Genomic DNA, 23056 nt, shown 5'->3' on the forward strand with positions numbered 1-23056 from the left:
TTAGCTCTCCTTGGTGGGCGCGTTCTCAGATAACCAGTTAGCTAGCTGACAGTACTGCGCTACGGAAATATTCTCTGCGCGCTTCGCCGGATCGATGCCCAGTTCGGTCAGAACCTCAACGCTGAACAGGTTGCCGAGACTGTTGCGGATCGTTTTCCGACGCTGGTTAAAGGCTTCCGTCGTGATACGGCTCAGTACGCGCACTTCTTTCACCGGATGCGGCAGCGTGCGGTAAGGCACCAGACGCACCACGGCGGAATCGACTTTAGGCGGCGGCGTAAAGGCGCTCGGCGGAACTTCAAGCACCGGAATGATCTGGCAGTAGTACTGCGCCATTACGCTTAACCGACCATACGCCTTACTGTTCGGCCCGGCAACCAGGCGATTGACGACCTCTTTTTGCAGCATAAAGTGCATATCGGCAATGGCATCAGTATAGCTGAACAGATGGAACATCAGCGGGGTCGAGATGTTGTACGGCAGGTTGCCGAATACGCGCAGCGGCTGGCCCATGCTCTGCGACAGCTCGCCGAAGTTCATGGTCATCGCGTCCTGCTGATAAATCGTCAGCTTAGGTCCGAGGAACGGATGCGTCTGCAGACGAGCGGCCAGGTCGCGGTCCAGCTCGATAACGGTGAGCTGGTCGAGGCGTTCACCGACCGGTTCGGTCAGCGCGGCGAGGCCGGGGCCGATTTCAACAATCGCCTGGCCTTTTTGTGGATTGATGGCCGAGACAATGCTGTCGATCACAAACTGATCGTTGAGAAAGTTTTGCCCGAAGCGTTTACGGGCTAAGTGGCCCTGATGGACTCGATTATTCATTGAGTATTAACAATCATTTTAATGGCGAGATTAAGCGCCGTGATAAAACTGCCGACTTCCGCTTTCCCCTGGCCCGCAAGTTCAAGCGCGGTGCCGTGGTCAACGGAAGTGCGAATAAATGGTAAACCGAGCGTAATGTTCACGCCGCGGCCAAAGCCCTGGTATTTTAGCACGGGCAGGCCCTGATCGTGATACATCGCGAGTACCGCATCGGCATGGTCGAGGTATTTCGGCTGAAACAGGGTATCCGCCGGCAGCGGGCCGCTGAGATTCATCCCCTTCGCGCGCATCTCTTCGAGCACCGGAATGATGGTATCGATCTCTTCCGTCCCCATATGGCCGCCTTCGCCCGCGTGCGGGTTCAGGCCGCAAACCAGCACGTGCGGGTTGCTGATACCAAATTTGGTGCGCAGATCGTGATCCAGGATAGTGATGATTTCCCGCAGCAGCTCTGGGGTAATCGCATCGCTTATCGCTTTTAGCGGCAGGTGAGTGGTCACCAGCGCCACGCGCAGCGCTTCGGTCGCCAGCATCATCACCACTTTACTGGCCTGCGAGCGCTCTTCAAAGAACTCGGTATGACCGGTAAAGGCGATCCCCGCATCGTTAATAATGCCCTTGTGCACCGGCCCGGTAATCAGCGCGGCGAATTCGCCGTTCAGACAGCCATCGCAGGCGCGGGCCAGCGTTTCTACCACGTAGCTGCCGTTGCTGGCGTTGAGCACGCCCGGTTCAACCGGCGCGTTGAGCGCGACGGGGAGAAGGGTCAGGGTGCCTGCACGCTGGGGCGTAGCGGGAGCGGTGGGGTTGTATGGCAGAAGCGATAAAGGAAGACCGAGCAGGTTCGCCCGGTCAGACAGCAGAGCGCCATCGGCGCAGATCACCAGCTCTACCGGCCAGTCGCGCTGCGCAAGCTGCACAACGAGGTCGGGGCCAATCCCGGCGGGTTCACCGGGAGTGATAACAACTCGATTCATACACGTCATCCTTCAGGCGGTCTCTTACTGGCTGCGCTTCGTCGCCCCCGTCAGAGACCGGGGCGATTTGCTCAGCCGCCTCGATACACCCTGAGCGATGTTGTGTATGAGGCTAATGCAATTAGTTGCTCAGAACCTTTACGTAGGCGCTGGCGCGCTGTTCCTGCATCCAGGTCGCCGCTTCCTCAGAGAACTTACGGTTCATCAGCATGCGGTAAGCGCGATCTTTCTGCGCGGCGTCGGTTCTGTCGACGTTGCGGGTATCCAGCAGCTCAATCAGGTGCCAGCCGAAGGAGGAGTGAACCGGAGCGCTGGTCTGGCCTTTATTGAGGCGCAGAATGGCGTCGCGGAAGGCCGGATCGAAGATATCCGGCGTCGCCCAACCTAAATCACCGCCCTGGTTGGCAGAGCCCGGATCTTCAGAGAACTCTTTTGCCGCTTTGGCAAAGGTGGTTTTTCCACTCTTAATATCAGCTGCGATCTGCTCCAGCTTCGCCCGAGCCTGATCGTCGTTCATGATCGGCGACGGTTTCAGCAGGATATGGCGAGCGTGAACTTCGGTCACGGAGATGTTCTGGCTGCCGCCGCGCATATCGTTAATTTTCAGGATATGGAAGCCCACGCCGGAACGTATCGGGCCGACGATATCGCCTTTTTTCGCGGTGCTCAGCGCCTGGGCGAAGATGCCCGGCAGTTCCTGAATCCGGCCCCAGCCCATCTGGCCGCCTTTCAGCGCCTGCTGGTCGGCAGAGTAGGTGATAGCCAGTTTGCCAAAGTCCGCGCCGCTGCGCGCCTGCTGAACCACTGAATTGGCCTGATCCTGAGCCTCTGCCACCTGCTCGGACGTTGGGTTTTCCGGCAGCGGGATCAGAATGTGGCTGAGATTCAGCTCGGTGCTGGCGTCGTTCTGATCGCCAATCTGTTTGGCCAGGGTTTCAACTTCCTGCGGCAGAACGGTGATACGACGACGGACTTCGTTGTTACGTACTTCCGAAATCAGCATCTCTTTACGAATCTGATTACGGTAGGTGCTGTAGTTGATACCGTCATAGGCCAGACGGCTGCGCATCTGATCCATGGTCATGTTGTTTTGTTTGGCGATGTTGGCGATGGCCTGGTCGAGCTGATCGTCAGAGATCTTCACGCCCATTTTCTGGCCCATCTGCAGGACAATCTGGTCCATGATCAGACGCTCAAGGATCTGATGACGCAGGGTGGCGTCATCCGGCAGCTGCTGCCCGGCCTGGCCGGCGTTCAGTTTTACCGATTGCATCAAGCCATCGACGTCGCTTTCAAGAACAACGCCATTATTGACGACAGCCGCTACTTTATCGACAACCTGTGGGGCAGCGAAACTGGTATTCGCGATCATGGCGATACCGAGAAGCAGCGTTTTCCAGTTCTTCATACTTTTTCCATTTCAATTAACCGCAATTGCGGATTACGTGTAAACCAGCCACATCACAGGGAGCTCTGGTACGGTAAAATGTTCGAACGCAGCATCTGCTGGGTGCCGAGACCGTAGTTGGAGCTCAGGCCGCGCAGCTCAATGTTAAAGCCGAAGGTGTTGTCGTATTTACTTTCGCTGCTGCTGTTATCCCAGCCGTTGATCTTACGTTCATAGCCGACGCGGATAGCGTAGCAGCAGGAGCTATACTGAACCCCTAACATCTGGTTCGCTGACTTTCTGGTATTCGTGTCGTAGTAATACGCGCCGACGACTGCCCAACGATCGACGATTGGCCAGCTGGCGGTCATCCCCACCTGCGAGATACCATCTTTGTACTGCTTAGCGGTGGAATAAGACGGCAGGGTCGCCTGAATGTATTCCGGGCTCGCATAACGATAGTTAAGTTGTACTAAACGGTTTTCATCGCGACGGTATTCCACGGTTCCGCTGCCGGTTGCGACGTTATCCAGACGCGTATCGTACTGAATTCCCCCGCGTAAACCCCAGTCATCGGCGATGCGCCAGTAGGTATCGCCAGCCCATACCAGTGAACCTCGCGTGTCGTTGTTCTCCCAGTTGATGTTGTCGTCACCGGTACGTGCCTCGGTGAAATAGTAGATTTGACCAACGGAAATATTAAAACGTTCAACGGCGGCGGCATCATAAACGCGAGATGTGACGCCGGTGGAGACCTGGTTGGCGGAAGCGATACGGTCGAGGCCGCTATAGGTACGGTCGCGGAACAGGCCGCTGTAGTCCGACTGCAGCAGGGTTGAGTCGTAGCTGCCGATCTTGCTCTGGTCACGATAGGGGATATACAGATACTGCATCCGCGGCTCAAGCGTCTGGGTATAGTTCTCCTGCATATCGCGCTCGAAAACCATTTTGCCATCGACTTTAAACTGCGGCATGACGCGGTTAACGGAGTCTTTGTAATCGGTACCGTTGGCCGCGTTGTAGTCATCAAGGTTGCTTTGCTGGTAATGGGTTGCCAGCAGTTTTGCCTCAGTATTGATGCTTCCCCAGCCGTTAGACAGCGGCAGATTGATGGTTGGCTCGAAGTGAACGCGCGTTGCTTCCGGCATTCTGCTGTTCGAGTTAACAAAATGCACCGCCTGGCCATAAAGATGGGTATCAAACGGGCCGACATCGTTCTGGTAGTAGTTCACGTCCAGCTGCGGCTCGGCGGAATAGGCGTTGCTTGAGTCGCGGTTAAAGACCTGGAACTGCTTGGTCGATACGGTGGCGTCAAAGTTCTGATTCGCGTAGCCGGCGCTGAGCTTCTGCGTCGCGTAGCCATCGGTACTGGAACCGTATTTAGAGCTGAAGTCGTTAAAGTAGTCCGGGTCGCTGACTTTGGTGTAGTCGGCGTTGAAGCGCCACACCTGGTCTACGACGCCAGAATGGTTCCAGTAGAACAGCCAGCGGCGGCTATTGCTGTCGCCAGAGTGATCGTCCTGGTAAATTTTATCCGAAGGCAGGTAGTCGAACTCGATTAAGCCGGTTCCTGCTTTGGTCAGATAGCGGAATTCGTTCTCCCACATGACGCCGCCGCGCTTGCTCATATAGTGCGGCGTCAGCGTGGCGTCGAAGTTCGGGGCGATGTTCCAGTAGTAAGGAAGATAGAACTCGACGCCGTTTTTGGTGCTGTATTTGGCATTGGGGATCAGGAAACCCGAACGACGCTTGTCGCCCACCGGCAGCTGCAGGTAGGGACTATAAAAAATCGGTACGGAACCGAGCTTGAAGCGGGCGTTCCAGATCTCAGCGACCTGTTCTTCGCGGTCGTGGATGACTTCACTGCCGACCACGCTCCAGGTGTCAGAGCCCGGCAAACAGGAGGTGAAGCTGCCGTTTTCTAAGATGGTATAGCGGTTTTCACCGCGCTGTTTCATCAGGTCAGCGGTACCGCGCCCCTGACGGCCAACCATTTGGTAATCGCCCTGCCAGACGTTGGTATCTTTGGTGTTCAGATTCGACCAGGCTTTCGGCCCTTTGAGGATCACCTGATTGTCATCATAGTGAACGTTGCCGAGGGCGTCGACCGTGCGCACCGGCTGCGGCTGGCCCGCGGCCTGCTGCTGATGAAGCTGCACTTCATCGGCCTGCAGTCGGCTGTTCCCCTGATTGATATCAACGTTGCCGGTAAATACGGCGTTATCAGGATAGTTGCCTTTCGCATGATCGGCATCGATCGTCACCGGCAGGTCGTTGGGTTTCCCTTCAACCAAAGGACGATTGTAGCTTGGTACGCCAAGCATACACTGCGTGGCGAGATCGGCAGCGAGGCCCTGTTGGCTATACAAGGCGCTGGCAATCATGGTGGCCAGGAGGCTGGGAATACGTTTTTTCATACGTTGTATTTGTTGTTCCGTCATCGTGTGGCAGCGGCTTGCAAACGGTCAGAGCCTAACGTACTCGTCTAAATCGCGCTAGTGTTAATCCTGCCCGTTTCGAGCCCGAGCGTTAGGCACCGTGTAGAATGACGAGTATGATAAAGCAAATTATAGGCTATGTCCCACAATTGACCGAGGCGTAAACGCTTTGTAACGTGCGGTCAGATATAGCTTAACTGGCGGCAGAGAGATTGGGGAGTCTATGCAGTATTTGGGTAAAATAATTGGCGTTGCGGTTGCGTTGATGATGGGCGGCGGCTTTTGGGGCGTGGTGCTGGGCTTCTTAATCGGACATATGTTTGACCGCGCGCGCAGCCGCCGGCTGAACGTCTTTGCCAATCAGCAGGAGCGCCAGTCGCTGTTTTTCTCGACGACGTTTGAAGTGATGGGGCATCTGACCAAATCGAAAGGGCGCGTTACCGAAGCCGATATTCAGGTCGCCAATTTGCTGATGGATCGCATGAACCTGCACGGCGAAGCGCGTACCGCGGCCCAGCACGCGTTTCGCGTAGGGAAATCAGATGATTACCCGCTGCGGGAGAAAATGCGCCAGCTGCGCAGCGTCTGCTTTGGGCGTTTTGATTTAATTCGGATGTTTCTGGAAATTCAGCTGCAGGCGGCTTTCGCCGACGGCGAACTGCATCCCAACGAACGTGACGTGCTGTTTGTGATTGCCGACGAGCTGGGCATCTCCCGCGCTCAGTTCGAACAGTTCCTGCGCATGATGCAGGGCGGGGCGCAGTTTGGCGGCGGTTCGCAGCAGCAATCTTACGGCCAGCGCGGCGGCAACGCCGGCTGGCAGCAGGCGCAGCGCGGGCCAACCCTTGAAGATGCCTGCAATGTGCTGGGCGTCAAAGCGACCGACGATGCCGCCACCGTCAAGCGCGCCTATCGTAAGCTGATGAGCGAGCACCATCCGGATAAGCTGGTGGCGAAAGGGCTACCGCCGGAAATGATGGAGATGGCTAAGCAGAAAGCGCAGGAGATCCAGAAAGCCTGGGAGCTGATTAAAGAGCAGCGCGGCTTCTAAACGACCGGCCTCTCCCGGGCGGGAGAGGCGTCACGATGCGCCAGCGGCGCGGCGGTACATACGCCGTGGATGGCCAATCTTGCCGTACAGCATTTCCACCTCCAGAAAGCCGATTTCCACGCAGTGCTCCAGATAGCGACGGGCCGTGGTTTTGCTCAAGCCAGCCTCGCTCACCACGTCATCAACCGAAAAGCAGCGCTCTTCTTCGCCGGTAAACAGGCTCTGCACCAGCGCCAGCGTTTTTTCTTCAATGCCTTTACTGCCGCTATCGGCTCGGTAGTTTTTAGCCTGCAGCTGATACAGCGAATCCACGTTCTGCTGGTCGACGATCTTCCATTCGCGCTGCTGATCGTAGAACTGCACGAACCGTTCAAGGGACTGGCTCAGGCGCTTCCATGATACCGGCTTAAGAATGTAGTCGAAGGCGCCGTTGCGGATTGCCTGGCTACAGGTTTCCATGTCGCTGGCGGCGGTGATAAAGATCACCGAGCAGTTAGCATGGGCCATAATAGGGTCGTTCATCAGGGTGACCCCTTTGCCGTCCGGCAGGTAGTTATCCAGCAGCACCAGCTGCGGCGGTCTGGCGTTGAGTATCTGCCGCGCCTGGGCGAGAGAGGCCGCCGTGCCGGTCAGCCGCATGCGCGGGTGTTTCTGGATAAGCTCGGCGTGCAGCCGCGCCAGTTCGCTTTCATCTTCAACGATCAGGACATCGACCAGGTCATGATGCATAGTGCGTCTCTTCTTGCGGATGGGCTGGCCCGCTGGCGGGAATAAACAGCGTGAAAATCGCCCCGCGCGGCGCGTTGTCGGCCACTTCAATCGTGCCGCCAGCCTGGGTGACATAGCGCTCAATAAGATACAGTCCAATACCGTGATCGCCGCGGGTTTTGGTGGTGACGCCGCGCTCAAATATATGCTCGCGGATCTCCGGACGAATACCAACGCCGCGATCGGCGACTTCAATCATTAATTCCCGGGCGTTGAGCTGAATCAGGATCTCGACCGGTTCGTGCGGTAGTTCAGCGCGCTGGGTGGCTTCAATGGCGTTATCCAGCAGATTACCGATGATAGAGATAAGCTCGGACTCCATCAACGACGGCAGCGGGCGGTCGATGCGGCAGGCCGGGTCAAAGCTCAGCTCAACCCCTTTTTCCCGCGCGCGGGCGGCTTTACCCAGCAGCAGGCCGCACAGCGTCGGCGAATTAAAGTGCGATGAAATAAAGTCCAGCAGCTCCTGGGCATGCTCCGACTGCGCCTGAATATAGCGAATCGCCTCATCATAGTGGCCCATATGCAGCAGGCCGGAGAGGGTCGTCATCCGGTTGAGCTGTTCATGGCGCATGATGCGCAGATTATCAACGTAGCGTTTTACCTGGCTGAGCTGGGCGCTCAGGGAGTTGATTTCATCGCGGTCGCGGAAGGTGATCACCCAGCCCTGTAGCGCATTCTCCAGCATGATTCGCACCCGGCTGGCGAGTACCGTCAGCTGATTAAAACGGCACAGCTCGTCGTGGGTATCGCTTTCGAACATCTCTCCGCCGGCGAAAAACGGCTGCGGCGTAATGACGCTATCGATAGACTTACCGCGCAGCTGGTGCGCGGGCTGGCTCAGTCCGAGCAGGCTGCGGGCGGCGTGGTTTATCACTTCAATACGCCGGTGATGGTCAATCACAATCACCCCTTCGTATATCGACTCCATCATCGCTTTTTGCTGACGTACCAGCAGGCCGATTTCGCGCGGCTCCAGCGAGAAAATTTGTTTTTTAATGCTGCGGGTGAAGTACCAGGAGAAGATAAACAGCGCGATAAGCAGCAGCACCGCGGCGATGAAAATATTGATGACTTTTGCCAGCGTGATGCTGTCGAGATAGCTGGTGAGGTAGCCGACGGAGACAATGCCAACGACCCGACCCGCGTCATCGAAAATGGGCGCTTTGCTGCGCAGGGAAATACCGAGTCCTCCTTTGCGGATGGTGGTCGTGCTTTTCCCCTCAAGTACCGGCTGGTTATCGCCGCCAACCAGCCGCGTGCCGACCCACTCCGGATGGACAGAGTGAAACAGATGCACGCCCCGCTTATCGCCAATGACGATAAAACTGGCGTCGCTGTGGGCGGCGATATTTTGCATAAAAGGCTTTATCGCCAGCGCGTCTTCACGCGCCACCTGCTGACGTAAATCCGGCATCAGCGCGATTTCTTCTGCCTGTATTTTCGCGCGGGCGCTCATTTCCTGATAAAGCTGATGGCTGGCGTCGAAATAGTAATACACGCCCAGCAGCGCAAACAGCACTGAGAAAAAAGCGACCAGCGAAATGAACAGCTTAAACTGAAATGAAACCTTCATAAGTATAATGCACAGTATCAGGGATACGGCAGCGTATCATTTTTTCGCTGCCGGCATCGTGGCTGAGGGAAACCGGTGAACGTCACAAGAGCGTCCGGGAACCAGAATTATCCGCTGGCGGGGAATTTATCAAGGTTAATCAGGCGCTGGATTTAAAAACCTTAAAAACCACGGCAATAAATCAGAGCGGTTTCACAATAATAATAGAAACCATAAAAACCATAGTGACCATTAAAACTTCTTTTTTAATCTGCCGATCCTCACATTAACTCCGCGCGTGGCCCTCTAACCTGAAAAGTAATAATAACCAGAGGGCTTAATTATGAGCACCACAGACAATGCATTCTCTGCAACCATCGACCCTATTAATACGCCGAAACCCGCGCTTAAGCAGCGCTGGTGGCATATTCTCGATAACTGGAAAGTCGGTATTATCCCGCTGCCGCTCTTTTTGCTGGCCGGCGGCCTGATCGCGCTGGACTGCCTGGGCGGCAAGCTGCCGAGCGATATCGTCGTGATGGTAGCGACGCTGGCCTTTTTCGGCTTTGCCTGCGGCGAATTCGGTAAACGGCTGCCGGTACTCGGCAAGCTCGGCGCGGCGGCCATCTGCGCGACCTTTATCCCTTCTGCGCTGGTGCATTACGGCCTGCTGCCGGAGGTGGTGGTGGAATCGACCACTAAATTCTATAAGTCGACCAACATTCTTTATCTTTATATCTGCTGCATTATCGTCGGCAGCATTATGAGCATGAACCGCACCACGCTGATTCAGGGCTTTCTGCGGATTTTCTTCCCGATGCTGTGCGGCGAAATCGTCGGCATGTTGGTCGGCGTCGGCGTCGGTAGCGCGCTGGGGCTGGAGCCGTTTCAGGTGTTTTTCTTTATCGTCCTGCCGATCATGGCCGGTGGCGTAGGCGAGGGGGCGATCCCGCTGTCGATTGGCTACGCCGCGCTGATGCATATGGATCAGGGCGTGGCGCTTGGGCGCGTGCTGCCGATGGTGATGCTGGGCAGCCTGACGGCGATCGTTATCTCCGGCTGTTTGAACCAGCTGGGCAAGCGTTTCCCGCATTTGACCGGGGAGGGGCAGCTGATGCCGAACCGCCGCAACGAGACGCATCGCGAAACGCCCGCTGAGGGCAAAATGGACGTGACGACGCTGGCCTCCGGCGCGCTGCTGGCGGTGCTGCTCTATATGCTGGGTATGCTGGGGCAGAAGACCATCGGCCTGCCCGCGCCGGTGGGCATGCTGTTCCTCGCGGTGCTGCTGAAGCTGGTGAACGGCGTCTCTCCGCGCCTGCAGGAGGGCTCGCAGATGGTATATAAGTTCTTCCGTACGGCGGTCACCTATCCGATTCTGTTTGCCGTCGGCGTGGCGATCACCCCGTGGCAGGAGCTGGTCAACGCCTTTACCGTGACCAATTTGCTGGTGATTATCAGCACCGTAACGGCGCTGGTGGCGACCGGTTTCCTGGTCGGCAAAAAGATTGGCATGTACCCGATTGACGTGGCGATTGTCTCCTGCTGCCAGAGCGGTCAGGGCGGTACCGGCGACGTGGCGATTCTGACCTCCGGCAACCGCATGAACCTGATGCCGTTCGCGCAGATCGCAACCCGGATCGGCGGCGCGATTAATGTTTCGCTGGGTCTGCTGTTCCTCAGTCACTTTCTGGCCTGATTTAACTTTTTTATAACCGCTAAGTCTGCTTTTTCGTGCTAAATGGCGCAGAAAATATCTGCGCCCCGTCTCCAAAACAGGGATCGTTTAGCGATACAATCAGCGCCATTATTCGCGACTGCGACGGCAGCCTGTCCGCTGCCTTTTATTAAGTGAGGAGAGAAACAAATGTCAGTGGATACTCTCGCCCGTGAGGGCGTAAGCATGGAAGCGCTGCTGGCGGCGAAAGAGCAGCGCGCCGCGCGCCAGGCCGACTGGTTAGCCCATTATCAGCGGCCGGTGATTTCGCTGACCCTGGTGACGCCGGGCGCGGTGAAAGACAGCATTCGCTACCGTAATATGATGGGGGTGGCGCTGCAGGCCTGCGATCAGATGCTGTGGAAACACCGCTGGCAGACGCTGGATCGCCAGGTGCTGTGGCTGCCGACCGGGCCGGAAGCGCTGTGGTGCGTCGATCACGCCGCCAGTGAAATCAAAGCCTTCTGTACCGATCTTGAGCATACCCATCCGCTGGGCCGCCTGTGGGATATTGACGTCATTTGCCCGAAAAATGGCCTGGTTGGCCGTCAGTCAATGGGGGAGAACCAGCGCCGCTGCCTGCTGTGCGACGAGCCCGCGCACGCCTGCGCGCGCAGCCGCCGTCATGACACCGGGCAGGTTGTGGCCCGCGTTGAGCAGATGATTGATGCGTGGTTTGCCCGCGACTGACGCCCGTTTTCCGCGGCATTGATGAGCGAGGAGTAGCCCGGGTGAGCCGCTGGCGGCACGACCCGGGACAGAGAGGTACGGTCAGAAGTCGATCGGCGCGCGAAACGTCATCGTATTACCGAAAGCGGGGTGGGTGATGGTCAGCGTTTCGGCGTGCAGCAGCAGACGAGGCGCCATGGCCAGCGCTTCCGGCGACGCATAAAAGCGGTCGCCAAGAATCGGATGGCCCAGCGCCAGCATATGCACGCGCAGCTGATGCGAACGCCCGGTAATCGGCTTCAGGCGCACGCGGGCGGTGTTGTCCACCGCCAACTCCAGCACTTCATACTCGGTTTGTGCCGCTTTGCCGGTTTCGTAACACACCTTCTGCTTTGGCCGGTTCGGCCAGTCGCAAATCAGCGGTAAATCCACCAGACCCTCGGTTTTCTCCGGATGCCCCCAGACGCGGGCGACGTACTGCTTTTTCGGCTCCCGTTCGCGGAACTGCCGCTTCAGCTCGCGCTCTGCCGCTTTGGTCAGGGCCACCACAATCACGCCGCTGGTCGCCATATCCAGCCGGTGCACCGACTCGGCCTGCGGGAAGTCGCGCTGAACGCGCGCCATCACGCTGTCTTTGTGCTCGGCAAGCCGGCCCGGCACGGACAACAGGCCGCTTGGCTTGTTGACCACCATAATGTGCTCATCCTGGTAGAGGATAACCAGCCAGGGATCCTGCGGCGGATTGTAGTTTTCCATCGCCATATTCGCGTTCCGTTACTGGTGGGTGACCACGATTAAGCGCAGCGCATCCAGGCGCCAGCCCGCCTGCGCCAGCGCGTCCATAACCTGCTGACGGTTGCTCTCGATAGCCGCCAGTTCATCATCGCGGATGTTCGGGTTCACGGCGCGCAGCGCTTCAAGGCGCGACAGCTCGGCCGTCAGCTTATCGTCGGCTTCTTTACGCGCGGCGTCGATCAGCGCCTGGGCCGCTTTGGCTACCTGGCCTTCGCCCTGCTGTAAAATCGCGTGGACGTCCTGCTGGACGGCGTTGACCAGCTTGCTGCCGGTGTGGCGGTTAACCGCGCTCAGCTGACGGTTGAAGCTTTCGAACTCCACCTGACCGGCGAGGTTGTTGCCGTTTTTGTCGAGCAGCATGCGCACCGGCGTCGGCGGCAGGAAGCGGTTGAGCTGCAGATGCTTCGGCGCCTGCGCTTCAACGACGTAAATCAGCTCCAGCAGCAGAGTACCTACCGGCAGCGCTTTATTCTTCAGCAGCGAAATGGTGCTGCTGCCGGTATCGCCGGAGAGGATCAGATCCAGACCGTTGATAATCAACGGATGCTCCCAGGTGATGAACTGCGCGTCTTCGCGGGACAGGGCGACGTCACGCTCAAAGGTAATGGTGCAGCCATCTTCCGGCAGGCCCGGGAAATCCGGGACCAGCATATGGTCGGAGGGGGTCAGGACAATCAGATTCTCACCGCGATCGTCCTGGTTGATGCCGACGATATCAAACAGGTTCATGGAGAAGGCGATCAGGCTGGTGTCGTCATCCTGTTCTTCAATGCTTTCTGCAAGCTGCTGGGCTTTTTCTCCGCCGTTGGAGTGGATCTCCAGCAGGCGGTCGCGGCCCTGTTCCAGCTGCGCTTTCAGCGCTTCATGCTGCTGGCGGCAGGCTTTGATCAGGTCGTCGAAGCCGTCGGTATTTTCCGGCGTGGCAAGATAGTTGATCAGTTCGTTATGCACGCTGTCGTAGACGGTACGGCCGGTCGGGCAGGTGTGCTCGAACGCGTCCAGGCCTTCGTGATACCAGCGCACCAGCACCGACTGGGCGGTTCTTTCCAGATAGGGAACGTGGATCTGAATATCGTGAGCCTGGCCGATACGGTCAAGACGGCCGATACGCTGCTCCAGCAGATCCGGGTTGAACGGCAGGTCGAACATCACCAGATTGCTGGCGAACTGGAAGTTACGGCCTTCGGAGCCGATCTCAGAACACAGCAGCACCTGAGCGCCGGTATCTTCCTCGGCGAACCAGGCGGCGGCGCGGTCGCGTTCGATAATCGACATCCCTTCGTGGAACACCGCGGCGCGAATGCCTTCGCGCTCGCGCAGGACCTGCTCCAGCTGCAGCGCGGTGGCCGCTTTGGCGCAGATGACCAGTACTTTCTGCGAGCGGTGGCTGGTGAGATGGCCCATCAGCCATTCAACGCGCGGATCGAAGTTCCACCAGGTGCCGGTATCGCCTTCAAATTCCTGATAAATCTGCTCCGGATAGAGCATGTCGCGGGCGCGCTCTTCGGCGGTTTTGCGGGCGCCCATAATGCCGGAAACTTTAATGGCCGTCTGGTACTGGGTCGGCAGCGGCAGACGAATCGTATGCAGCTCGCGTTTCGGGAAACCTTTGACACCGTTACGGGTGTTGCGGAACAGCACGCGGCTGGTGCCGTGGCGGTCCATCAGCATCGACACCAGCTCCTGACGAGCGGCCTGGGCATCATCGCGATCGCTGTTGGCGGCCTGCAATAATGGTTCAATATCCTGTTCGCCGATCAGATCGCTCAGCGCGTTCAGATCGGCGTCGCTCAGCTTATTACCGGCCAGCAGCAGGGCGACCGCGTCGGCAACCGGACGGTAGTTCTGCTGCTCTTCAACAAACTGGGCGAAGTCGTGGAAACGGTTGGGGTCGAGCAGGCGCAGGCGGGCGAAGTGGCTCTCCATTCCCAGCTGCTCCGGCGTCGCGGTGAGCAGCAGAATGCCCGGCACGCATTCGGCCAGCTGTTCAATCGCCTGATATTCCCGGCTCGGGGCGTCTTCGCTCCAGACCAGGTGGTGCGCTTCATCAACGACCATCAGATCCCATTCGGCTTCGCACAGGTGTTCCAGGCGCTGCTTGCTGCGGCGCACGAAATCCAGCGAACAGATCACCAGCTGTTCGGTTTCGAACGGGTTAATCGCGTCGTGCTGCGCTTCGGCATAACGCTCATCGTCAAACAGCGAGAAGCGCAGGTTAAAGCGGCGCAGCATTTCCACCAGCCACTGGTGCTGCAGGGTTTCCGGGACGACGATCAGGACGCGTTCCGCGGCGCCGGAGAGCAGCTGCTGATGCAGGATCATCCCGGCTTCAATGGTTTTACCTAAACCTACTTCATCCGCCAGCAGGACGCGCGGCGCGTGGCGGCGGCCAACGTCGTGGGCGATATTCAGCTGATGCGGGATCAGGCTGGTGCGCTGGCCACGCAGGCCGCTCCACGGCATACGGTACTGTTCGCTCTGGAATTTACGCGCACGATAGCGCAGGGCGAAACGGTCCATACGGTCGATCTGTCCGGCGAACAGACGGTCCTGCGGTTTGCTGAAGACCAGCTTGCTGTCGAGGAGCACTTCACGCAGGGTAACGTTGGCTTCCTGGGTATCGAGGCGGGTGCCGGTGTAGGCCAGCAGACCGTTCTCTTCATTAACTTCGTCAACCTGGAGTTGCCAGCCTTCGTGGCTGGTGATGGTATCGCCCGGGTTAAACATCACGCGGGTGATTGGGGAGTCGTTGCGTGCGTACAGACGGTTTTCGCCGATGGCGGGGAAAAGCAGGGTCACCATGCGCGCGTCCAGCGCAACGACCGTCCCTAATCCCAGTTCGCTCTCTGTGTCGCTAATCCAGCGTTGACCAAGTGTAAAAGGCATATATGTTCGGCTCTTTAGTTCTTTGATTGCAGGCAATAGTTGAGCATCTCCATGGAGAATCGGAGATACGTCAAAATTGGGTCCAGGAATGGAAAGGGCGCTATATTACTGGATGGCGGAACGTTCGTCACGTCCTCCTCACCCTTCATTTTGCGGCTTTTGCGCCAGCGGAATGAGTGAGAAAAAATCAAAATAGCCCCAGCTGCCCCGTCACTATTGTAGCAAAATCGTCGTCGACAAAGGGAAGTATTCCTTCGGCGACAGGCTCTAATTGCTTAGAAAGATAGTGTTCATAATCCAGCGGTGATTGCTGATAATCCACCGGCTCCGGCCCGCCGGTGGTCCAGACGTATTTAATGCTGCCGCGCTGCTGATACTGCTGCGGCCTGCCCAGCCTGACGTTTTGCTCATCAGCGAGCCTGGCCGCGCGCACGTGCGGCGGCACGTTGCGCTGATACTCCGCCAGCGGACGGCGCAGGCGCTTGCGGTAGACCAGCCGATCGTCAAGCTCGCCGTTCATCAGCTTATCAATGGTTTCGCGCACGTAATCGCGATAGGGCTGATGGCGGAAAATGCGCAGATAAAGCTCCTGCTGAAACTGCTGGGCCAGCGGCGTCCAGTCGGTGCGTACCGTCTCCAGCCCTTTAAACACCATGCGCTGCTCGCTGCCTTCCTGAATCATCCCGGCGTAGCGCTTTTTACTGCCGGTATCCGCGCCGCGAATGGTGGGCATGAGAAAGCGGCAGAAGTGGGTTTCGAACTCCAGCTCGAGGGTGCTGACAAGCCCCTCTTTGCTCAGCTCCGCCGCCCACCATTCGTTGACGAAGGCCACCAGCGAGCGGCCGATGCTGCTGGCTTCCTCTTCGCTGTGGGATCGCTTGAGCCACACGAATGTGGAGTCGGTATCGCCGTAGATAACGTCATAGCCCTGGGATTCAATCAGCGCTTTGGTCTGGCGCATAATCGTGTGGCCGCGCATGGTGATGGATGAGGCCAGACGCGGATCGAAAAAGCGGCAGGCGCTGGTACCGAGCACGCCGTAGAAGGCGTTCATAATGATTTTCAGCGCCTGCGACAGCGGTTTGTTTTTATGCTGCTTGGCCTCGTCGCGCCCGTGCCAGATTTGCCCGACGATCCCCGGCAGGCAGTGTTTTTCTCGCGAGAAGCGCGCGCCGAGAAAGCCTTCGGTGCTGTGAGCGTCATCGGGCTGCGCCAGACCTTCCACCAGCCCCACCGGGTCGATCAGAAAGGTGCGGATAATCGACGGGTACAGGCTTTTGTAGTCCAGCACCAGCACCGAGTCGTAGAGGCCGGGGCGGGAGTCCATCACGTAGCCGCCGGGGCTGGCCTGCGGCGGCACTTCACCGAGGTTCGGCGCGACGTAGCCGAGCCGGTGCATGCGCGGGAAATAGAGATGGCTGAAGGCGGCGACCGAACCGCCGTGGCGATCCGCAGGCAGGCCGTTGACCGTCGCGCGCTCCAGCAAAAACGGCATGATCTCGGTTTTGTGGAAGATGCGCGTGACCAGCTCGCAGTCCTGCAGGTTATAGGTGGCCAGCGCCGGTTTATCCTGGTGAAAGCGGCGATCGATTTCATCCATCCGATCCCAGGGATTATCAATGGCTTTGCCCTCGCCGAGCAGCTCGCGGGCGACCGACTCCAGCGCAAAAGAGGAGAAGTTCCAGAACGCGGATTTCAGCGCCTCGATGCCATCGATAATCAGGCGGCCGTTGGCCTGAGCAAAGAAGACGCCATTCTTAAAACCGTGTTCGCGCCATTCCAGTTCGCTGTTGCCGCGGCCGAGCAGCAGCGGGATGCGATAGCGCTCGGCGTGCTTTTGCAGGACGCGTAAATCAAACTGCACCACGTTCCAGCCGATCAGCACGTCCGGGTCGTGGGCGGCAAACCAGGCGTTAAGCTTTTCCAGCAGCAGCGGGCGGCTGGCGACGTACTCCAGTTCGAAATCGACGGCAGGCGGGGTGGCCGGTTCCGGCCCTAACATATAGACGACCCGCTGGCCACAGCCTTCAAGGCCGATGCAGTAGAGCTCGCCGTGGCGGCTGGTTTCGATGTCCAGCGACACCCATTTCAGGGGCGGCCGGTAGTGGGGATTGGGCTTCATCCGCGCGTTGACCAGCCGCTGGCCGCGCGCCTCGCCTTCAACCCACACCGGGGCGGTGATAAAGCGCTCCATCAGATAGCGCTCCGGCGGGCGAACGTCGCCTTCATATACCGTGACGCCGTTTTCGCGCAGCTTTTTTTCCAGCCGCATCAGCTGGCGGTGAGCGCGGCAGTAGAGACCAAAGACCCGCTGGCGATGAAAATCTTGCAGAGTGAGCGCAGCAAGGCGATGGCCGTTTTCGCCCAGCAGCAGGCGTTCAGCCTGCGGGCGCTGCGATTCGGGAATGAACGCGACGGATTCCTGCGGCGGCAGGGTGACTTCAAGCGGGCCGTCATCGGTCGCCAGCCAGAATGTCAGTTCGGTGCCCTGCGGGGTATCCCGCCAGTGACGGGTGAGTAAAAAACCTGCTCGTGGCTGCGTCACGCCGTGCTCTCATCAGTAAAAACCAGGCCTGATTATAGCCTGGTTCACCGAATGATGCTGGGGTTTTATACAGGTGTGGCGCCTGTTTCCCGGACTTAGCCGGGCTACCAGCCTGTAGCCCGGCTAAGCGCAGCGCGAGCCGGGAAGGCTGTGGCGTTACTGCCCGTAATAGGCTTTCGCGCCGTGCTTGCGCAGATAGTGTTTATCCAGCAGCGTTTGCTGCATCTCCGGCAGCTGCGGCGCCAGCTGGCGGCAGAAGATGCCCATATAGGCGATCTCTTCCAGCACGATAGCGTTATGCACCGCGTCTTCGGCGTTTTTCCCCCAGGCAAACGGGCCGTGCGAGTGCACCAGCACGCCGGGCATTTGCGCCGGATCGATGCCTTTTTCACGGAAGGTTTCAACGATCACTTCGCCGGTTTGCCATTCGTACTCGCCGTTGATCTCATCGTCGGTCATCAAACGGGTACAGGGGACCGCGCCGTAGAAATAGTCGGCGTGGGTGGTGCCGGTAGCGGGAATCGACTGTCCGGCCTGCGCCCAGATGGTGGCGTGACGCGAATGGGTATGAACAATGCCGCCCAGCGTCGGGAATGCCTGATACAGCAGACGGTGGGTTGGCGTATCGGAAGAGGGCTTTTTCTTGCCTTCCACCACGTCGCCGGTCTCCAGGCTGACCACCACCATATCCTCAGCGGTCATGACGCTGTAGTCGACGCCGGAGGGTTTAATCACCAGCACGCCCCGTTCACGGTCGACGGCGCTGACGTTGCCCCAGGTGAGGGTAACCAGATTGTGCTTTGGCAGGGCCAGGTTGGCTTCGAGAACCTGGCGTTTGAGATCTTCTAACATACTGTGCTCCGAATTGCTGGCGAGTCAGTTCCCCTCACCCGCACCCTCAGGGAGAGGGTGAGGGGACGGCCCCTTAGCGTTTTGAACCGTAATACACTTCGTTCCAGCGCAGCGCGTCCTTGAAGGAGGGCAGACGGGTTTCGTTATCAATCACGGTCAGCTCGATATCCTGCAGCTCAGCAAACTGGCGCATATCGTCGAGGGTGAGCGCATGGCTGAAGACGGTGTGGTGCGCGCCGCCAGCGATGATCCAGGCTTCGGACGCGGTGCGCAGATCCGGATGCGCTTTCCACAAGGCGTTGGCCACCGGCAGCTTCGGCAGTTCGTGCGGCGTTTTCACCGTCTCAATGGTGTTCACCAGCAGACGATAGCGATCGCCGAGATCGATCAGGCTGGCGACGATCGCCGGGCCGGTCTGGGTGTTAAAGATGATGCGCGCCGGATCGGCTTTCCCGCCGATGCCCAGCGGCTGCACGTCGAGAATCGGTTTTTCAGGGGTGGCGATGGTCGGGCAGACTTCCAGCATATGCGAGCCCAGCGCCAGATCGTTGCCTTTCTCGAAGTGGTAGGTGTAATCCTCCATAAAGGAGGTGCCGCCCTGCAGACCAGTTGCCATCACCTTCATGATGCGAAGCAGAGCGGCGGTTTTCCAGTCGCCTTCGCCCGCAAAGCCGTAGCCCTGCTGCATCAGACGCTGCACGGCGAGACCCGGAAGCTGTTTCAGGCCGTGTAAATCTTCAAAGGTGGTGGTGAACGCGTGGAAGCCGCCCTGTTCCAGGAAGCGCTTCATCCCCAGCTCAATGCGCGCGGCATCGAGAAGGTTCTGCCGCTTATCGCCGTGGATTTGCACCGCGGGGGTCAGGCGATAGCTGCTTTCGTACTCATCCACCAGGGCGCTGATTTCACCGTCGGTGACCGCATTGACGACCTGCACCAGATCGCCCACCGCCCAGGTGTTAACCGAGAAGCCAAACTTAATCTGCGCGGCGACTTTATCCCCGTCGGTGACCGCCACTTCGCGCATGTTATCGCCGAAACGGCACACTTTCAGGTGGCGGGTATCCTGTTTAGAGACCGCCTGGCGCATCCACGCGCCGATGCGCTGATGGGCTTCTTTATCCTGCCAGTGGCCGGTCACCACGCTGTGCTGCTGACGCATGCGGGCGCCGATGAAGCCAAATTCGCGGCCGCCGTGGGCGGTCTGGTTCAGGTTCATAAAGTCCATATCGATGCTGTCCCACGGCAGGGCCGCGTTGAACTGGGTATGGAACTGCATCAGCGGTTTATTCAGGATCGTGAGGCCATTGATCCACATTTTCGCCGGCGAGAAGGTATGCAGCCACACCACCATCCCGGCGCACTTATCATCGTAGTTTGCGTCGCGGCAGATATGGGTGATCTCATCCGGCGTGGTACCCAGCGGCTTAAGCACCAGTTTGCACGGCAGTTTGGCTTCCGCATTCAGGCTGTTCACCACATGTTCTGCGTGCTTTGTCACCTGACGTAGCGCTTCAGGGCCGTACAGATGCTGGCTACCGATAACGAACCACACTTCATAGTTATTAAAAATCGTCATTTTCATGTCCTTAATGGGTGAGGGCTGCCTGAGATTGCGGCGCGGATTCCGCTTTTGCAGTCGAAGGGAGATAACGTTGTTCCGCGCTGAGCGACCACTGCTGGTAGCGCTGATAGAGTTGTTCGAAGCGTTGCGCCTGCGCCGGACGAGGCTGCAGGGTACTTTCCACCTGGCTGGCCATGTTTTCCTGTGCGGCAGGGATATCGCGGTATACGCCGGCGGCAACGGCGGCGAAGATAGCCGCGCCCAGGGCGCAGCACTGATCGGACGCGACGATTTGCAGCGGGCGATTCAGCACATCGCAGCAGGCCTGCATGATCACCGGGTTTTTGCGCGCGATGCCGCCGAGCGCCATCACGTTATTGACCGGGATCCCCTGTTCGGTGAAGCACTCCATAATGGCGCGGGCGCCAAAAGCGGTGGCGGCAATCAGTCCGCCGAACAGCGCCGGGGCGTCGGTGGCGAGGTTCAGATCGGTAATGACCCCTTTCAGACGCTGGTTGGCATTCGGCGTACGGCGGCCGTTAAACCAGTCCAGCACCACCGGCAGGTGGTCAAGAGACGGATTTTTTGCCCATGCGTCGGTCAGCGCGGGCAGCAGCTGTTTCTGGCTGGCTTTGATCTGCTCTTTGAGTTCCGGGTGGGCCTGCGCCAGCTGCTCCAGCGGCCAGCCGAGAATGCGGCCAAACCAGGCGTAGATGTCGCCAAAAGCGGATTGCCCCGCTTCCATACCGATAAAGTCAGGCACGACGCTGCCGTCGACCTGGCCGCAAATCCCTTGCACCGTGCGCTCGCCAACGCTCTGTTTATCGGCGATCAGAATGTCGCAGGTGGAGGTGCCGATAACTTTGACCAGCGCGTTTGGCTGCGCACCGGCGCCGACGGCGCCCATATGGCAGTCGAATGCGCCGCCGGAGATGGCGACAGTTTGCGGCAGGCCCAGGCGCGCGGCCCATTCGGCGGTGAGCGTGCCGACCGGGATATCCGCAGTCCAGGTATCGCTGAACATCGGGTAGGCCAGGCTCTGGTTGATTATCGGGTCGAGTTCATCGAAGAAACCGGCAGGCGGCAGTCCGCCCCAGCTTTCATGCCAAAGGGATTTGTGCCCGGCGCTGCAGCGGCCGCGACGAATATCCTGCGGGCGGGTGGTCCCGGAAAGCAGGGCTGGCACCCAGTCGCACAGCTCAATCCACGACGCGGCGGCCTCGGCGACGGCGCTGTCCTGGCGGGTCACGTGGAGGATCTTGGCCCAGAACCATTCGCTGGAGTAGATACCGCCGATATAGCGGGAGTAATCCTCTTTGCCCGGCTGGTGGCACAGGCGGGTAATCGCCTCCGCCTCCTCCACCGCGGTATGGTCCTTCCACAGCACGAACATGGCGTTGGGGTTGCTGGCGAATTCGTCGCGCAGCGCCAGCACGTTGCCGTCGGCGTCGATGGGCGCGGGGGTGGAGCCGGTGCTGTCAACGCCGATACCCACCACGGCAGCGCGCTGTTCGGCGCTAAGGGATGTGAGGACGCTTTTCAGCGCGGCTTCCATTGATTCGATATAGTCGCGTGGATGATGGCGGAATTGGTTGTTCGGACCATCGCAAAATAGCCCCTCCTGCCAGCGCGGATACCACTCGACGCTTGCGGCGAGCTCTTCGCCGGTCGCGCACTCTACCGCCAGGGCGCGTACTGAATCACTGCCAAAATCGAGGCCAATCGCAATTGCCATACTGTTACTCCATGCTAAAAATCATTCATGGTGAAACAGTAGATATCTGGGCTGAAAACCGTCAGGCCGTATTCGCTAATCTTATGGACTATATTGCTGTGACGTCGCAAAGTGTGACGCCGTGCAAATATTCAATGTGGACTTTCCTGCCGTCTTTATAGACACTTCAGTTATGCGCTGAAAGCGCCTGAACTGTGCGCCGTGCTCAGTTTTTATCGAGAAGAGGCGGGTTTTAATTCATTTTCTAACCCGCGTCGCAGCATGAGCGACCAGCCAGAGGATAAAATACAAGGTATGGACAATTGGTGTCCTTAATGTCTCCTGGAGAGCAGAGTTTATGGCCGAAACGCAAAACGATCCTTTGTTGCCGGGTTACTCTTTTAACGCCCATCTGGTGACGGGCCTGACGCCAATTGAAGCCGATGGCTATCTTGATTTCTTTATTGACCGTCCGCTGGGCATGAAGGGCTATATCCTTAATCTGACAATTCGCGGCGAAGGGGTGATCAATAACCACGGAGAGCAGTTTATCTGCCGGCCTGGCGATATGCTGCTGTTCCCGCCGGGAGAGATTCACCATTATGGCCGCCATCCCGATGCCCGCGAGTGGTATCACCAGTGGGTCTATTTCCGGCCGCGCGCCTACTGGCATGAATGGCTTAACTGGCCAACGATTTTTGCCCAGACCGGCTTTTTCCGCCCGGATGAGCAGTGGCAGGCGTGCTTTGGCGAACTGTTCGGGCAGATTGTGGAAGCCGGGCAGGGCGCCGGGCGTTACTCCGAGCTGCTGGCGATCAATCTTATGGAGCAGCTGCTGCTCAGGCGCATGGAAGCTATCAACGAATCGCTGCATCCGCCGCTGGATAACCGGGTGCGCGATGCCTGCCAGTACATCAGCGATCATCTGGCGGACAGCCATTTCGATATTGCCAGCGTCGCCCAGCACGTGTGCCTGTCGCCGTCGCGCCTGTCGCATCTGTTCCGCCAGCAGCTGGGGATCAGCGTACTGGGGTGGCGGGAGGATCAGCGCATTAGCCAGGCTAAGCTGCTGCTGAGCACGACGCGGATGCCGATCGCGACCGTTGGCCGTAACGTCGGTTTTGAGGACCAGCTCTACTTTTCGCGCGTGTTTAAGAAATGCACCGGCGCCAGCCCGAGCGAGTTTCGCGCAGGGTGTGAATAAAAAGTAAAGAAAGTGAAATGATGGCCCGGATTTTTAACACAGCCAGTAAACTATATAAACAAATGATGGCTTGACGAAGTATGAACGGCTCCGGAGAATCCGTGCTTCGTTTTTA

16 protein-coding genes are annotated in these 23056 nt (G+C 58.4%); 4 read left to right on the forward strand and 12 right to left on the reverse strand.

The window, feature by feature from the left end:
- From rsmA to lptD, 4 genes are all read right to left on the reverse strand, one after another.
- Positions 1 to 822, reverse strand: coding sequence for a 16S rRNA (adenine(1518)-N(6)/adenine(1519)-N(6))-dimethyltransferase RsmA (gene rsmA, locus CDA56_RS05505; protein WP_004098527.1), 822 nt, complete (start codon positions 820 to 822; stop codon positions 1 to 3).
- On the reverse strand, positions 819 to 1799 hold the full coding sequence (pdxA, locus tag CDA56_RS05510) for a 4-hydroxythreonine-4-phosphate dehydrogenase PdxA (protein WP_102803121.1): 981 nt from the start codon (positions 1797 to 1799) through the stop codon (positions 819 to 821). Before pdxA ends, rsmA begins: the two co-directional genes overlap by 4 nt.
- Before the next feature lie 121 nt (positions 1800 to 1920).
- Positions 1921 to 3207, reverse strand: a complete 1287-nt coding sequence (surA, locus tag CDA56_RS05515; RefSeq protein WP_004098530.1) for a peptidylprolyl isomerase SurA — start codon at positions 3205 to 3207, stop codon at positions 1921 to 1923.
- A gap of 53 nt (positions 3208 to 3260) precedes the next feature.
- Positions 3261 to 5603 (reverse strand): LPS assembly protein LptD, encoded by a 2343-nt coding sequence (lptD, locus tag CDA56_RS05520; RefSeq protein ID WP_014227893.1) that lies wholly within the window; start codon positions 5601 to 5603, stop codon positions 3261 to 3263.
- A 244-nt stretch (positions 5604 to 5847) separates the two neighbouring features.
- On the opposite strand from lptD, the gene djlA reads away from it, so the two are divergent.
- Positions 5848 to 6675, forward strand: a complete 828-nt coding sequence (gene djlA, locus CDA56_RS05525; RefSeq protein ID WP_014837387.1) for a co-chaperone DjlA — start codon at positions 5848 to 5850, stop codon at positions 6673 to 6675.
- Positions 6676 to 6705: 30 nt separating this feature from the next.
- Here djlA and CDA56_RS05530 read toward each other — a convergent pair whose 3' ends face one another.
- Positions 6706 to 7404, reverse strand: coding sequence for a response regulator (locus CDA56_RS05530; RefSeq protein WP_025106473.1), 699 nt, complete (start codon positions 7402 to 7404; stop codon positions 6706 to 6708).
- On the reverse strand, positions 7394 to 9019 hold the full coding sequence (locus tag CDA56_RS05535; RefSeq protein ID WP_014837388.1) for an ATP-binding protein: 1626 nt from the start codon (positions 9017 to 9019) through the stop codon (positions 7394 to 7396). Before CDA56_RS05535 ends, CDA56_RS05530 begins: the two co-directional genes overlap by 11 nt.
- Positions 9020 to 9341: 322 nt before the next feature.
- On the opposite strand from CDA56_RS05535, the gene CDA56_RS05540 reads away from it, so the two are divergent.
- Both CDA56_RS05540 and citX read left to right on the forward strand, forming a co-directional pair.
- Complete coding sequence (locus CDA56_RS05540; RefSeq protein WP_103814192.1) at positions 9342 to 10697, forward strand: 2-hydroxycarboxylate transporter family protein; 1356 nt, start codon at positions 9342 to 9344, stop codon at positions 10695 to 10697.
- 168 nt (positions 10698 to 10865) lie between these two features.
- Entirely contained in the window at positions 10866 to 11405 is a 540-nt protein-coding gene (gene citX / locus CDA56_RS05545) for a citrate lyase holo-[acyl-carrier protein] synthase (protein ID WP_004098536.1), read from the forward strand.
- A gap of 81 nt (positions 11406 to 11486) precedes the next feature.
- Here citX and rluA read toward each other — a convergent pair whose 3' ends face one another.
- From rluA to araB, 6 genes are all read right to left on the reverse strand, one after another.
- Positions 11487 to 12146, reverse strand: coding sequence for a bifunctional tRNA pseudouridine(32) synthase/23S rRNA pseudouridine(746) synthase RluA (gene rluA / locus CDA56_RS05550; RefSeq protein WP_014837390.1), 660 nt, complete (start codon positions 12144 to 12146; stop codon positions 11487 to 11489).
- Positions 12147 to 12158: 12 nt separating this feature from the next.
- Complete coding sequence (rapA, locus tag CDA56_RS05555) at positions 12159 to 15065, reverse strand: RNA polymerase-associated protein RapA (protein ID WP_025106476.1); 2907 nt, start codon at positions 15063 to 15065, stop codon at positions 12159 to 12161.
- Positions 15066 to 15252: 187 nt separating this feature from the next.
- Entirely contained in the window at positions 15253 to 17610 is a 2358-nt protein-coding gene (gene polB, locus CDA56_RS05560) for a DNA polymerase II (protein ID WP_102803123.1), read from the reverse strand.
- 156 nt (positions 17611 to 17766) lie between these two features.
- A complete protein-coding gene (gene araD / locus CDA56_RS05565) occupies positions 17767 to 18462 on the reverse strand; it encodes an L-ribulose-5-phosphate 4-epimerase (RefSeq protein ID WP_014227900.1) in 696 nt (231 codons plus the stop codon).
- Between the two features lie 73 nt (positions 18463 to 18535).
- Positions 18536 to 20038, reverse strand: a complete 1503-nt coding sequence (gene araA, locus CDA56_RS05570; protein ID WP_004098541.1) for an L-arabinose isomerase — start codon at positions 20036 to 20038, stop codon at positions 18536 to 18538.
- A gap of 10 nt (positions 20039 to 20048) precedes the next feature.
- Positions 20049 to 21758, reverse strand: coding sequence for a ribulokinase (gene araB, locus CDA56_RS05575; RefSeq protein ID WP_102803124.1), 1710 nt, complete (start codon positions 21756 to 21758; stop codon positions 20049 to 20051).
- Positions 21759 to 22095: 337 nt separating this feature from the next.
- On the opposite strand from araB, the gene araC reads away from it, so the two are divergent.
- Positions 22096 to 22941, forward strand: a complete 846-nt coding sequence (araC, locus tag CDA56_RS05580; protein WP_103814190.1) for an arabinose operon transcriptional regulator AraC — start codon at positions 22096 to 22098, stop codon at positions 22939 to 22941.
- Positions 22942 to 23056 lie beyond the last annotated feature (115 nt).

The organism is Klebsiella michiganensis (assembly GCF_002925905.1).
In the GTDB taxonomy this organism is placed as follows: Bacteria; Pseudomonadota; Gammaproteobacteria; order Enterobacterales; family Enterobacteriaceae; genus Klebsiella; species Klebsiella michiganensis.

Excerpts from the sequence above, each read along its gene's own strand:
- surA (WP_004098530.1), bottom strand. The coding sequence starts at position 3,207 with ATGAAGAACTGGAAAACGCTGCTTCTCGGTATCGCCATGATCGCGAAT.
- lptD (WP_014227893.1), bottom strand. The coding sequence starts at position 5,603 with ATGAAAAAACGTATTCCCAGCCTCCTGGCCACCATGATTGCCAGCGCC.
- CDA56_RS05530 (WP_025106473.1), bottom strand. The coding sequence starts at position 7,404 with ATGCATCATGACCTGGTCGATGTCCTGATCGTTGAAGATGAAAGCGAA.
- rluA (WP_014837390.1), bottom strand. The coding sequence starts at position 12,146 with ATGGCGATGGAAAACTACAATCCGCCGCAGGATCCCTGGCTGGTTATC.
- djlA (WP_014837387.1), top strand. The coding sequence starts at position 5,848 with ATGCAGTATTTGGGTAAAATAATTGGCGTTGCGGTTGCGTTGATGATG.
- araB (WP_102803124.1), bottom strand. The coding sequence starts at position 21,758 with ATGGCAATTGCGATTGGCCTCGATTTTGGCAGTGATTCAGTACGCGCC.
- araC (WP_103814190.1), top strand. The coding sequence starts at position 22,096 with ATGGCCGAAACGCAAAACGATCCTTTGTTGCCGGGTTACTCTTTTAAC.
- CDA56_RS05540 (WP_103814192.1), top strand. The coding sequence starts at position 9,342 with ATGAGCACCACAGACAATGCATTCTCTGCAACCATCGACCCTATTAAT.
- rsmA (WP_004098527.1), bottom strand. The coding sequence starts at position 822 with ATGAATAATCGAGTCCATCAGGGCCACTTAGCCCGTAAACGCTTCGGG.
- rapA (WP_025106476.1), bottom strand. The coding sequence starts at position 15,065 with ATGCCTTTTACACTTGGTCAACGCTGGATTAGCGACACAGAGAGCGAA.
- citX (WP_004098536.1), top strand. The coding sequence starts at position 10,866 with ATGTCAGTGGATACTCTCGCCCGTGAGGGCGTAAGCATGGAAGCGCTG.
- pdxA (WP_102803121.1), bottom strand. The coding sequence starts at position 1,799 with ATGAATCGAGTTGTTATCACTCCCGGTGAACCCGCCGGGATTGGCCCC.
- araD (WP_014227900.1), bottom strand. The coding sequence starts at position 18,462 with ATGTTAGAAGATCTCAAACGCCAGGTTCTCGAAGCCAACCTGGCCCTG.
- CDA56_RS05535 (WP_014837388.1), bottom strand. The coding sequence starts at position 9,019 with ATGAAGGTTTCATTTCAGTTTAAGCTGTTCATTTCGCTGGTCGCTTTT.
- araA (WP_004098541.1), bottom strand. The coding sequence starts at position 20,038 with ATGACGATTTTTAATAACTATGAAGTGTGGTTCGTTATCGGTAGCCAG.